Below are 14108 nucleotides of genomic sequence, written 5' to 3' on the forward strand. Positions count from 1 at the left end.
TCACGTTAAGATATTATCTAATTTCAATCGTAGTATGCGCTTACAATTGTACTTGTTTGAAGGTATTAATTGCAAGGAGTGAATAGTTTGAATCCAATATTGAAGTCAAATAATTATATTCCGGATGTTGAAGCTAGAACGATGCCAAATGGCAGAGTGTATTTATACGGCTCTAATGATAATCCGGGAGATACAGAATTTTGTAGTACACAGTACAAAACGTTTTCATCCGATGATTTAATTCATTGGAAAAATCACGGTGTCATTTTTGACAGTGTAAGTGATAAATACGGTTTAAAAAATGGACTTACATTAGGCGCACCCGATTGCGTTTATTATGAGGGAAAATATTATTTGTATTATTGCATGTATGGAAATCGTATGGGTGTAGCAGTTTCAGAATCGCCTTCAGGACCGTTTAAAAACTTAGGTCATGTAACTCCAGCGGATAATCAGAGTATTGATCCTGCAATATTTGTTGATGACGACGGTAGTTGTTATTACTTTTGGGGTCAGTTCCATCTGCAAGGTGGAAAACTAGATAAGGATATGAAAACTGTTATCCCAGATACAATCAATTCAAATATATTAACAGAGCATGAACAGGGCTTTCATGAGGGTGCATCGGTTAGAAAAATTAATGGAAAATATTATTTAACATATACATGCATTTCTCGTGGTAGAGCAACGTGTTTAGCATATGCCATGGCAGATAAACCACTTGGACCATATGTCAAGCAAGGAATCATCATTGATAATACGGGAAGTGATTCTGAAGATTGGAATAATCATGGATCAATCGAGATGTTTGATAATAAACTTTATGTCTTTTACCATCGTTCAAGTCAAAACAGCATATATAACAGAAGAGTATGCATTGAACCACTAGAAATGGATAATAAAGGAAATATTAAGGAAGTTTCCATGACGACAAACGGTGTCGAACCGTATATTTCTTCGGATAGATGGATCAATGTTAGACATTTATCCAGAATGAGACTCAAATTGCCATTTAATAGCTTAATACGGCCAATGACTTTGATGCCATATGGTGATGAGGAAGTTCTTTCATATACCAAGAATCAAGACTGGATACAATTCGACAAAATAAATCTGAGCAATTGTAAAAGTATGGAAATATCTGTCGCTTCACCAAAACCGATGGATATAGAGATTTGGATTGAAGGTAATGAAAAAATAGGAAAAGTTACTGTAAACCCTACTGGAAATGATTGGAGTAAATTTGAAAAATTCACTGGCAATATAAAATCGGTCTCAGGTATACACACCGTTTGGTTGAAAATGATTGCAAGAAATCATGCGGTTGGAAGATTAGGTGATATTAAAGATTTTCGTTTTAAGGAGATAAAGAATGCTTAAATCAAAAGAAAGTATTGAAGAACAAGCTGACAAAATTTTAAATGGTCTAACCATTTCCCAGAAAGCTCAACTATTATCACAAGCTACATGGGAAACAACACCAGTTGATAGATTTAGTAATCGTCTGGGAAAATTTTTGTTAGCTGATGGTCCAGCTGGTATTAGAAGATTAAAAGATTACTTTGATGATGATATTTATAATACTAAGCCAAGTACCTCATATCCTTCTCCTAGTACTTATGCAAGTTCATGGAATAAAAAGTTAATTTATGAATTGGGTTCACATATGGGAAAAGAAGCGTTGCAAGAAGATGTGGATACAATGTTAGCTCCCGCAATTAATTTAAAGCGAAGCCCATTAGGTGGGAGAAATTTTGAATATTATTCAGAGGATCCAAAATTAACAGGTGATCTAGCAGCTGAATTTATAAAAGGAATTCAAAGTCAGGGAATTGGCGCATGTCTTAAACATTTTGCTTTGAATAATCAAGAAACTAGAAGAATGAATATAGATGTAAAAGTTGATAAGCAAACTCTACATGAATTATATTTACGGGCTTTTGAAAAACCAGTTAAATCTGGTAAACCCAAAATGATTATGACAGCATATAACAAGGTCAATGGAGAATACTCCGCAAGTAACTCTCTACTCTTGGATATTTTACGTAAAAAATGGGGCTTTGAAGGAGTGATTGTAACAGACTGTTTTGCTGCACATGACCTCGCCAAAGGTGTTAGTCATGGATTGACGTTACAAATGCCCGGAGAACCTGGAGAAAAAATATCAAAAGAAATTAATAACTTGATCTCCAGTGGAGAATTAAATGAAGATGAATTAGATGATGCAGTTAAAAGAAATATTATTTTCGATTTAAGTTCAATTGAAAATCGTCAAAAAGAATTTACCTACAATAGAGAACAACACCATGATTTTGCACGAAAAGTTGCCGAAGAAAGTATGGTTTTACTTAAAAATTCTAAAAAGATTTTGCCGTTGAATACCAATCAGAAAATACTAATTGTTGGAGAATTGGCAAGAAAACCTCGTTTCCAAGGCGGGGGAAGCTCACATGTTAATCCATATAAATTAGAGATTCCTTTAGATGAATTGAAAAAGAGAAATAATTATATAAATTATTCTCAGGGTTATCGACTAGATGGCCGTGAGGATACAACTATGATAAATGATACGATGAAGAAAGCCTCTTTAGCAGATGTAGTCGTTGTTTTTGCAGGCTTACCAGATTTAGTCGAATCAGAGGGATATGATCGAAAAGATATGTCATTACCTCAGAATCAGAATAATTTAATTAAATCGTTATCGAATGTCGGTAAACCAATAGTCGTGGTGTTAGAAAATGGTTCAGTAGTTGAAATTCCATGGATAAATGATGTAGATGGAATTTTGGAAAGCTATTTAGGTGGGGAGTCTGGTGCAAGCGCTATTACAAATATATTGTTTGGGGATGTAAATCCATCGGGACATTTAGCAGAGACATTTCCAACAAAATTAGAAGATAATCCGTCGTATTTAAATTTTCCTGGAAGTCAGCATACAGTAATTTACGGTGAAGGAAGATTTATTGGATATAAATATTATGATGCAATGCAAAAAAATGTAGCATTCCCATTTGGGTATGGACTTTCCTACACAAACTTTAGAATTGATAACTTAGTGCAATCTATTGATGAGAATAAGCAAACGGTTCAGGTTGATGTTTCAAATATTGGGACACGTGAAGGAAAAGATGTTATTCAAGTTTATACAAAATTTTTAGACGCAGTTGGCACTCCAGAACCCTTACAATTAGCTGGATTTAAGAAAATAGAAGTTTTACCTGGAGAAACAAAAAAAGTGGCCATAGATTTGGATCCAAAATCATTTGAGATATTTGATGTAACGACGAATACGTGGATTAAACAAAATGGTACATATGAATTATTTGTTGGTGAATCATCTGCCGATAAAAAGTTGGCATCGAAGATAAAAATTAATTCATTGAATTATAAGATTACTGCTGATCATAGTTTGGGGGATATTTTAAGACAAAATCCTACAACGTATAGTCAATTGAAAGATGTATTTAAGGATCATCCAAAATCTTTGGAATTTCTGAATATGATGAAGGATGAGGATCCACTAAAGTCATTATCAATGGCATCACTAATGACTTTGAATACTTTACGCAGAGCCGATCCTACTATGGATGGGGAATCTATAGACTCTGTATTAAAAATTTTGAATAAGGGGAAGAAATAAAAATGCAAAAAATAAAAAATAAACATAGTTTTTGGTTTAAGGCATCAATATTGTCTATTGCTATTGATTCCACTGTTTCTGGTGTTGTGTCAGGTGCCATTCCATTAATGGTTAAATCCTTTCCAAATGCGCCACAATCTATTGTTGAATCTATTTCATCATTACCAAGTTTAGCAATTATGCTTGCTGTCATGATTAGTCCATTTGTAACAACGAAAATTGGATATAAGAAAACAGTATTAATTGGATTATTTATTTCATTTCTAGCAGGTATCGCACCTGCATTTGCTCCAAATATTTGTTTGATTTTAGCATTTAGATTAATATTTGGATTTGGTATTGGATTATTGAACCCTCTTTCATATAGTATCGTTGCATACTTCTATGAAGGAGACGAGCGCTCTTCAATGTATGGATTAATTGGAACCGTTTCAAATTTAGCATCATGGATTTTAACAGGATTAGTTGGTGTTTTATTGCAATATAGTTGGCACTATAGTTTCTTAACATACTTTGTATTATTAGCAATCTTGATTCTTGTTTACTTTGTACTTCCTGAAATGGATATCAAAACAGAAAAGACAAGTAGTAGTAAAGCAAACTTTTTACAAATGGATCATAGAGTATATTATTTGGCTGTTGTAATGTTCTTCTTATTTATGGTTTGGATGACATTTAATCAAAAATTTGGATTATTAGTAACAGGTAAACAATTTGGTAATGCCTCACAAGCAACATATATTTTGAGTTTAACCGCACCAATTGGAATGATTGTGGGTGTAGCATTTGGACTATTACATAAATGGTTGAAAAATTCATTATTACCTATTGCTATGATTGTTTTGGCAATTGCTTTTGCCTTAACATCCTATGCTAACAGCTTATTTATGGCTGGAGCAGGAGTTGTATTAGCTGCCATTTCATTTACATGTTGTTCTACATCAATCTTTTTAAGAGTATCTGAAATTACACCAAAAGAACTAAATAACGCAGCATCGTCTATTGAATTAATTGTTACGAATATTGGTATTTTTGTTGCTCCTTACTTCATGAGTATGATTGGTTCATTTATGGGAAATAGTGAATCAGACACTATGCTAAAAGTCTGTGCTGTTATTTTAATTGCTATGGCTGCGGTAATGCTAGTCGGAGGACTTTTCTACAGAAGTAAAACTACACAACAGGAGGCATAATGGTGTCTTTTAAATTTCAAATTAATGATAATGTTACTTTTAAACGAAACAATAAATTCTTATCAATTGCTAGAGAATGTAAACCTGAACTATACTATCGGCAATATTTTTCAAAGGGATTTAAAAAGTTTGATAAGAAAACGGGAAAACTTGTTAAATATGATGAATTAGAGTCTAAAGAATTTGGAAAAGACGGTTACTTCATTTTAGATTTTGAGAATCATTTTGTGGGACATTTTTCAATTGATATTAATCGTATTGGGTCAATGATGGATGCTCCTCTAACTTTAAAAATACAATTTGCAGAAATGGTAGAAGAATTAAACCATGATTCATCGAAATACAACGGATGGTTGTCTAGCTCATGGATTCCTGAAGAAAAAATTCATATAGACGAATTGCCATATGAATTAAAGTTACCCAGAAGATATAGCTTTAGATATGTGAAAGTGACCATAGTAGATACATCCCCAAAGTGGAAAGTCTATTTTAAAAATCCAAGAGTGGTTTCTGAAAGTGCAGTGGATGAAAACAACATGCCATCTGTAAATACAGATGATAAAGAATTAAAAAAAATAAGTGATATAAGTGTAAAAACGTTAGCTGAGTGTATGCAGGACGTATTTGAGGATGGCCCAAAAAGAGATCAAAGGTTATGGCTTGGAGATTTACATTTACAAGCGTTAGTCAACTATGAGACTTTTAAAAATTATGATTTGGTCAAACGATGCTTATATTTATTTGCTGGAATGACGTCAAGTGATGGTAAACTGAGTGCTAACATATTTACGCATAATCAATTAAATGCAGATGATACTTTCTTGTTTGATTACAGTCTATTTTTTGTAAGTTCTCTTAGGGACTACTTTGTCAATTCTAAAGATATAGAAACAGTAAGAGACTTATATCCGATTGCTAAAAAACAAATTGAGCTAGCAGCTAATTACGTTTCAAAAAATGGGAAACTATCATTGCCAGAGGATTGGCCTGTATTTGTAGATTGGGGTAATGAATTAGACAGAAGTACTGCTGCTCAAGGTATATTTATTAGGGTTCTAAAAGATTTTAAGGAATTAGATAGAATGTTAAAAATTGAAACTGAAGAAAAATATGTTGAGCTATTAGATAAGATGATTTCTTATTCAAAAGAGTGTTTGTATAAAAAGGACCAAGAAACATTTATTTCTGGATCTCAATCTGAAATAAATATATATAGTCAAGTATGGATGGTATTAGCCGATATATTGCCGTCTAATGAAAATTTTGACGTAATGAAGCAAACTTATAAAAGTATGTTTCCAATAAAGAATATTTCAACTCCATATATGTATCACTTTGTTGTTGAAGCATTATTAAGTGTAGGTATGAAAGAGGAAGCAATATCACTAATTAAGGATTACTGGGGTTCCATGATAGAAAAAGGAGCAGATACATTCTGGGAAGCCTATAAGCCTGATGATCCTAGTTATTCCCCTTACGGAAGTCCATTAGTAAATAGCTATTGTCATGCTTGGTCGTGCACCCCCGTTTATTTGATAAAAAAATATAATCTTTAACGAGTAAAAAGAAAAAGATTCCAAATTGCCAATTTGATTTTTAGCAATTTTGGAATCTTTTTTTAGTCATTTCGTTCATCTCCAGGAAGAGAATGATAATATTCCTTATATTTTTTATAAAAACTTGTTCTGTTCTTCATACCAACATTTTCAATTATTTCAGATATTGGCATAGTCGTAGATGATATTAGATTGTGTGCTTGAATTAAGCGTTTATCGACTACCAAGGTACCGAATGTTTTACCTGTTTCCTTCTTTATGAAGTTACTTAAATAATTTCTATTATAGCCTAGCTGTTTTGCAATTTTGCTGAGTGTGATGGTGGCGTAGTTACTGTCTATCTCTTTTAGAATTTTAATTACTAAGAGTTGTGTATGATTATTTTTTTTCATAGGGACATGATAATGGCGAACCAGTTTGGTTAATAGGATTTGTAAATAGTTTGTAATTATAGAATTTGAGAATTCTTTTTTTGAATAATATTCGGTGATTATATCTTCCATCGTGTATCGAATATCGTTATCAATATTATTTTTAAAAATAATGTAGTCCGTAGAGTCATGATCGTTAGATTTTTGATTTAAAAGAAAGTCATATAGCACCGAATTACTTCTTCTCATATTGTCGAGAAAATTAATATCAATGGATTTATCCCTGAATAATAGGTTTATTAAGATATCATTTTCGTTTAATTTTCCTACAGAATGTGAACAACCAACATCAATAAGTAAAAGATCTCCTTGATTAAGATGAACGGGAACACCATCAACAATCTGTTCGCATGTTCCATTTAGCATATAGTTAATTTCAAGAAATTGATGTGAATGTGTAGGGTAGGGGGCAAATCTAGGGTGCTTACTAATATAAACATCCCTGTTTCTAAAGAAATAATTATTAAGAACCTTTTGTTCTGGAGCCACAGAATCTTTATAAAGCGCCTCACTTGGTATATCAACAATGTGTTTTCCAGTCTTTAATTGTTCTTTTTCTATTAACTCGTGTTGCTTCAAACGTATTAATATGCGTGGATTCATTGGGATACCCTCCTGTATTTTTGTTACAAAATAACTGAACAATTGATATTGTAGCACTTTATGTAAGCGGTTAATATAGCACTTGTAATCAATGTTAGCGCTTTCTAAAAAGGAATGTGAGGTGTACTTATGAGTAGTAGTTCAAAAAATGGTTCATTGAAATCAACATTTGCTGTTTCATTAACAAACTTTCTTGATTCAGGAAGTATTGTTGCCGGAGCAAGTGGTTTGACTCTATGGACAAGTCATTTTGGACTTAATAGTTTTCAAGTTGGATTACTTGGAGCCTTAAGTGCAAATGCTTTTGGTGCCGCTATTGGTGCTTTGTTTGGAGGTCATTTATCAGATAAATATGGCCGTAAAATTATTTATACATACGATATGTTGGTCTATATGTTGGGGACTTTGATCGTAGCATTAGCCGCTAATTTCCCAATGCTGTTAATAGGATTTACTATTACAGGAATTGCGGTTGGTGCAGGTGTTCCAGCATCATGGACTTATATTTCAGAAACATCTAGTGATAATGCTAGAGCAAAGAATATTGGTATTTCACAATTTGCTTGGTCTTTAGGGCCAGCATTGATATTCATTCTAGCCGTTATTGTGTCACCGCTAAAGTTATTAGGAAATAGAATCTTATTTGGAATTTTATTTATTGTTTCATTTATTGCATGGAACTTACAAAAGAATCTTCATGAATCTGAAGATTGGGAAAAGCAAAAAGCTCGAGAAAAGATGACTGGTGTTAAGCCACATCCTTATAAAGATTTGTTCTCGAATGTAGTAAATATTAAGACTTTGTTGTTCTTAATTGGAGTTTATATGTTCTGGAATCTAGTTGCAGGAGCAATGGGATTCTTCATGCCATATGTTTATGAAACAGCAGGTGGGCTTACGAACATGCAAGCTAACCTATTACAAGCTATTTTATGGATATTTACTTCACTAGCAACGTATTTTGGATTTGCAAAATATGGCGATAAAGTAAATCACAGAATTTTCTTCTTTGTTGGTGCAGCAATGAGTGCAGCATCATGGATTGTATTAACGTTTATGGGTATGAGTTGGACAAGCCTTTGGTTGTTCGTGATCCTTTGGGGTGTTTCCGCCGGAATTGGTGCTCAAGCATGGTACTCATTGTGGTCAACGGAACTATTCCCAACAAAATATCGTGCTGGATCACAAGGTGTTATTTTTTTTGTTGTACGTGCTTCAGCCGGTATTTGGTTGATTGTCTTTCCAACAATTCTATCAACGATGGGATTCAAGGCCGCCGGTATGTTTATGATTGGCTTATTGATTGTTTCATGGGTCATCGGAACAGTTTGGACACCTCAAACTCGTGGTAAATCATTGGATGAAATAACTAATGAACGTTATCACGTTGGTAGAAATTCAGGGATTCAAAATATTAAAGAAAATACAAGTAGTGGAAAAGAGGCATAAAGATGACTAAAACTTATGTTGCAGTTGACATTGGAGCTTCTAGTGGTCGATTGATGCTTGGGACTATCAAGCACAAGAAATTACAACTAAAAGAAATGTATCGATTTAAAAATGGTTTCACTATGAAAAACGGCCACGACCGATGGAATATTGATTCAATAATCAACGAAATATTTAAAGGTTTGGAAGAAGTGAAAGCCGCTGGATTCGATGATATTGAATTAGGAATTGATACATGGGCAGTAGATTATGTTCTTGTTGGTATGGATGGAGAAAAAATTCAAGATCCTATTAGTTATAGGGATGCAAGAACAAAAAATGCGATGAATGAATTAACATCCGATTTGCCAAAGAGCTACATTTATAAAAAAACTGGGATTCAATTCTTAAACTTTAATACGTTGTATCAATTATATGAAGAGAGTAAAGACGATCTAGAGAAGACCGATAAGATCATGATGATTCCGGATTATATTGGCTATGTATTAACAGGAAATGCAGTTACTGAAGTAACAAATGCTTCAACGACGCAGATGTTGAATTTGAGAGAAGGTCTTTTCGATAAGAACTTACTCAATAAAGTTAATGTTTCTCAAGATCAATTCCCACGGTTGGTAGAGTCAGGGACTATATTAGGAAATATTCGCCATAAATGGCATATGAAATATGATCTTCCTGAAACTGAAGTCGTAACTGTTGCGACTCATGATACAGCATCTGCCGTATTAGGAGCGCCAGGAGAAAATGATAGATGGGCTTATCTAAGTTCAGGAACATGGTCATTATTGGGTACTGAATTAAATGTCCCTGAGAATGGAGAAATGGCGTTTAAAGAGAACTATACAAATGAATGGGGAGCCTATGGTACTTATAGGTTCTTGAAGAACATCATGGGTCTTTGGATGATTCAATGTGTAAAGAAAGAATTAGATAATAAATATTCGTTCTCAGAATTAGCAGAGATGGCTAGTGAAGTAAAACCGTTTGAACAATACATAAATATTAATGATGAAAGATTTACAAATCCGGACAGTATGATCAATGCAATTCAGTCGTACTGTAGAGAGACTGATCAGAAAGTACCTGAAACTCCTGGAGAAATTTCAATGGCTATATATTCTAATCTAGCTTTATATTATGCAAATGAAATTCAAAAATTGGATAAAATTTTAGGTTATAAGTTGGAATCACTCAATATTGTTGGCGGTGGATCTAATGTTACATTGTTAAATCAGTTAACTAGTACCTTATCAAATATTGATGTTTATGCGGGCCCAGGAGAAGCAACAGCAATTGGTAATTTAATGGTACAAATGATTACTAAAAATGATGTAACTAATATTTCCGAAGGTCGAAATATGATTCGTAACTCATTTGAAATCAAAAAATTTAGACCTGAAACCGACAAATTTGGAGATGTTTTAAAGGATTATCAAGAATTTTTGGAACACGGAGAGAAGGCGACTGTTCAGTGAAAAGATTAGCTCAGATCATGTACTTACATAAGGATTCTTATGCCGAATACGCCAAAAGACATAACAATCTTTTTCCAGAGATGCGTAAAGCATTAAAGGAGGCAGGTGCACATAACTATTCAATATATCTTAATAAAGATAATGGAGAATTATTCGCCTACCTGGAAGTAGATGACATAAAAAAATATAACGACATTGCGAAAACAGATGCAGCTAAAAAGTGGTGGGCTTATATGGAGCCATTAATGGACACTAATCCGGATAAGAGTCCGGTAACTGTGGATTTGGATGAAGTATTTCACTTAGATTAATTGGAGGAATAACAAAATGACACAAACAAGTACAGAAACTGTAGAAAAAGCATATAAAGAGGCTAAAGAACGCTACGCTGAAATTGGCGTTGATACAGATAAAGTATTGAAAGATTTAAAACAAGTTAAATTATCAGTTCATTGTTGGCAAGGCGACGATATTCATGGATTTTTGAATCCTAGTCAAGAATTGACTGGGGGTATTGGTGTAAGTGGTAATTATCCTGGTATTGCAAGAACACCAGATGAACTTACAAGCGATTTAAGTGAAGCACTCTCACTTATTCCTGGCAGTCATAAAGTTCAATTACATGCTATCTATGCGGTTACTAACGGCAAAAAGAAAGGTATCAACGATATTGGACCAGAAGATTTCAGCTATTGGGTTGATTGGGCCAAAAAAGAAAAAGTTGGACTTGATATGAATGGTACATTCTTCTCACATCCAATGGTAAAGAATAACTTTACATTAGCTAGTCCAGACAAAGATGTCCGTGATTTCTGGATCGAACATGGTAAGATCAGTCGTGAAATTTCTAACTATTTTGGTAAAGAATTAGGTCAACAATCAATCAATAACTTCTGGATTCCAGATGGCTTTAAAGATAATCCTATTGATAAGGAAACTCCTCGTCGTCGCTTGATCAAGTCATTAGATGAAATCATCAAGGATAAGTATGATGAAAATAATACTATTGAAGCCTTTGAAGGAAAACTATTTGGTACAGGTATTGAGTCATATACTGTTGGTTCACACCTCTTCTACAACAATTATGCTTTGACTAGAAACAAGCTATGGACTATCGATGCTGGACACTGGCACCCAACAGAAGATGTCTCAGATAAATTCTCAGCCTTCCTTCCATTTGGTAAGGGACTAATGCTTCACGTATCACGCCCTGTTCGTTGGGATAGTGACCACGTTGTTATCTTTGATGATGCATTGATCCGTATCGCTCGCTCATTAGTTCGTGATAATGAATTGAGTAAGACAAATGTTGGACTAGACTTCTTTGATGCAACTATTAACCGTGTTGCAGCTTGGGTAATTGGTGCACGTGCTACTCAAAAAGCATTCTTGCAAGCTATGTTGGAACCAATCGATCAATTGAAGAAGTCAGAACTTAATTTTGACTTCACAACAAGATTAGCAGAAACGGAAGAATTGAAATCATATCCATTTGGTGCTGTTTGGGATGAATTCTGTCTACAAAATAACGTTCCTGTAGGTACTGATTGGCTTGAAAATATTCATCAATATGAAAAAGATGTTCAATTCAAACGTGATTCAAATCTAGTTACAGAATAATATCTGGTTAAGAGGAGTTTAGTGATTATGAAATTTATTGATTCTAAATATGTAAATAAAATGGACGAAATTACCAACGAATTATACAAACATGGTTGGGATGAAAGAAATGGTGGTAATGTAAGTCTCCGTTTGACCCAAGATGAAATTGATCAATTTGATGATTTAGGTAAAGTCATAAGAAATATTCCAATTAAGTTCGATGCATCTCAATTGGCAGGACAATACTACTTAGTAACAGGTACGGGACGTTACTTTAAGAATGTTCATAATTATCCAGAACGCGATACAGGTCTTGTTCGAATTACCGATGAAGGAAACTCTGTAGATTTGTTATGGGGCTTCAATGATGGAGGGCAACCAACAAGTGAGTTCCCATCACATTTGATGACACATATTGAACGTCAAAAAATTGATTCTAATCAACGTGTCGTAATGCATTGTCACCCAACAAATTTGGTTGCTCTATCATTTACACATGAATTAGATGAAGCAAGTGTTAGTCGTTTGCTTTGGAAAATGCAGGCAGAGTCATTGGTTGTATTCCCAGAAGGAGTAGGTATCATCCCTTATATGACACCTGGTACAAATGAAATTGGACAAGCAACTGCCGATAAGATGAGTGAATTTCGAGTAGTTATGTGGCCACATCATGGTGTCTTTGCAAGTGGTGACAGTATGGATGAAGTTTATGGATTGATTGAAACAGTTGAAAAGGCATGTATGATCTACACTGCAATTCAAAGTCAAGGTGGAAATATTCTGCAAAGTATTACAGATGACGACTTGAGAGATCTTGCTAAATCATTTGGAGTCACACCAAATCCTAAATTCTTATCTATGGAACCAATCACAAATTAGAAATAAAAACCATATAGTTATTAATAAAAAAGAAGCAGAATAAGATTTTATTCTTATTCTGCTTCTTTGCTGTGCAATAAGTTATACTTAACAAAATAAAAGACACAAGACGGGGATTACAGACAACATCTTTTTTGCTATAAGGTGTTTTCTTTACATTCTTTTAACTTTGTTATTTACTTAGGCCGAGGCAGATTATGAAAAAAATTAATGATTATTTTTCTAAAGAATCTCATTTGCAAAAATCACTTCGTGAAAAAGAAATAAATCAGTTAAATTATTCAATAAGATTTTTATACATTAATATATTCATCTACATTCTGATTACCATTATTGAATACTGGTTAGCTAAAATTGGTAATTCTCAGGCACTGCGAGCCGACGCTTTAAATAATCTTTCAGGCGTTATATCGACGGGCGTATTAATTTTGGGTATTAAAGAAGCAACTAATGTTGATGACGATGATATTTTAGGACGAGATTTGCCCAAGGAGAATATTCGTAGTAAAAATTCGTTGCAACTCTCGCGATTTAGGTTGGAAACAGTTTTTACTTTAGTAACTAGTTTTATTATTATTTTGATTGCTATTCAGATTATTTATAGTGGAATAAAGGGCTTGCTGAACTTAGGCAATATTGAGAGTCCGAACCCGATTTCAGCTTTAGGAGCAAGTATCGCAACCATTTTGATGTTAGTAGTTTGGTATATTAATTATCATAATGGAAAGAAGTTAAAAAATGCTTCCTTACAAGCCGCCGCAAAGGATAGTTTAGGGGATGTTGTAACTAGTTTTAGTACCATGATTACAGTTTTGATTTCAATTGCTCTGAAGGTGGCTTTTCTTGATAGTGTGGTAAGTATAGTGATTGGCATTTTTATTTTGTGGCAGGGTGTTGTAATTTTCCAAGAAGCAGCCTTGAATTTGATAGATTATGTTGATCCTGTTCTAGAAAAAAATATGCGTGATGATCTTAATAAAATTGAGGAAATCCATAGTGTGGTTGATTTGACTAGTAGATATAACGGGAATATGTTAGTTGTCGATATATTTGTAAAAGTTGATGCTGATGAGACAGCAGTGTCGATTTATCAGTTGAATAAGAAAATCAAAGACGAACTTTATCAAAAATATGATGTTTATGATGTAACACTTACTACTATTCCGGATTTGAAGGAATTTGATAAGTGAATTACAATTGTAACGCAGATATCTATTTAATCATTTTATTGAAATTCAAAAAGTCGGGTAATCAATTTGATTATCCGACTTTTTATATAT

At 33.6% G+C, this 14108-nt stretch carries 11 protein-coding genes; 10 read left to right on the top strand and 1 reads right to left on the bottom strand.

Going from position 1 to position 14108, the window contains the following annotated elements; all coding sequences use genetic code 11:
* The first annotated feature begins 87 nt into the window (after positions 1 to 87).
* The 4 genes from FFM65_RS02635 to FFM65_RS02650 are packed head-to-tail and all read left to right on the top strand — an operon-like array spanning position 88 to position 6389.
* Positions 88 to 1380 (top strand): family 43 glycosylhydrolase, encoded by a 1293-nt coding sequence (locus tag FFM65_RS02635; protein WP_162897904.1) that lies wholly within the window; start codon positions 88 to 90, stop codon positions 1378 to 1380.
* Positions 1373 to 3640, top strand: a complete 2268-nt coding sequence (locus tag FFM65_RS02640) for a beta-glucosidase (protein WP_119317716.1) — start codon at positions 1373 to 1375, stop codon at positions 3638 to 3640. The genes FFM65_RS02635 and FFM65_RS02640 overlap by 8 nt, the downstream gene beginning before the upstream one ends.
* 2 nt (positions 3641 to 3642) lie before the next feature.
* On the top strand, positions 3643 to 4833 hold the full coding sequence (locus tag FFM65_RS02645) for an MFS transporter (RefSeq protein ID WP_119317715.1): 1191 nt from the start codon (positions 3643 to 3645) through the stop codon (positions 4831 to 4833).
* A gap of 2 nt (positions 4834 to 4835) precedes the next feature.
* The gene (locus FFM65_RS02650) at positions 4836 to 6389 is read left to right on the top strand and encodes an alpha-L-rhamnosidase-related protein (protein ID WP_119317771.1); all 1554 of its coding nucleotides are present in this window, start codon (positions 4836 to 4838) and stop codon (positions 6387 to 6389) included.
* A gap of 62 nt (positions 6390 to 6451) precedes the next feature.
* On the opposite strand, the gene FFM65_RS02655 is transcribed toward FFM65_RS02650, so the two are convergent.
* Positions 6452 to 7423 (bottom strand): AraC family transcriptional regulator, encoded by a 972-nt coding sequence (locus tag FFM65_RS02655; RefSeq protein WP_119317714.1) that lies wholly within the window; start codon positions 7421 to 7423, stop codon positions 6452 to 6454.
* A gap of 129 nt (positions 7424 to 7552) precedes the next feature.
* Between FFM65_RS02655 and FFM65_RS02660 the strand changes: the two genes are divergently transcribed.
* The 6 genes from FFM65_RS02660 to FFM65_RS02685 all read left to right on the top strand — a co-directional run bounded on the left by FFM65_RS02660 (position 7553) and on the right by FFM65_RS02685 (position 14018).
* Positions 7553 to 8872: an MFS transporter gene (locus FFM65_RS02660; protein ID WP_119317713.1), complete on the top strand. Its 1320-nt coding sequence runs from the start codon at positions 7553 to 7555 to the stop codon at positions 8870 to 8872.
* A gap of 2 nt (positions 8873 to 8874) precedes the next feature.
* A complete protein-coding gene (gene rhaB / locus FFM65_RS02665) occupies positions 8875 to 10347 on the top strand; it encodes a rhamnulokinase (protein ID WP_119317712.1) in 1473 nt (490 codons plus the stop codon).
* A complete protein-coding gene (rhaM, locus tag FFM65_RS02670; protein WP_119317711.1) occupies positions 10344 to 10658 on the top strand; it encodes an L-rhamnose mutarotase in 315 nt (104 codons plus the stop codon). Before rhaB ends, rhaM begins: the two co-directional genes overlap by 4 nt.
* Positions 10659 to 10674: 16 nt before the next feature.
* Positions 10675 to 11967, top strand: a complete 1293-nt coding sequence (locus FFM65_RS02675; protein WP_119317710.1) for an L-rhamnose isomerase — start codon at positions 10675 to 10677, stop codon at positions 11965 to 11967.
* Between the two features lie 27 nt (positions 11968 to 11994).
* A complete protein-coding gene (gene rhaD, locus FFM65_RS02680) occupies positions 11995 to 12828 on the top strand; it encodes a rhamnulose-1-phosphate aldolase (RefSeq protein WP_119317709.1) in 834 nt (277 codons plus the stop codon).
* A gap of 197 nt (positions 12829 to 13025) precedes the next feature.
* Positions 13026 to 14018, top strand: a complete 993-nt coding sequence (locus FFM65_RS02685; protein WP_119317708.1) for a cation diffusion facilitator family transporter — start codon at positions 13026 to 13028, stop codon at positions 14016 to 14018.
* Positions 14019 to 14108: the final 90 nt, after the last annotated feature.

Origin of the sequence: Companilactobacillus formosensis (assembly GCF_005405305.1) — a bacterium.
Classification (GTDB): domain Bacteria; phylum Bacillota; class Bacilli; order Lactobacillales; family Lactobacillaceae; genus Companilactobacillus; species Companilactobacillus formosensis.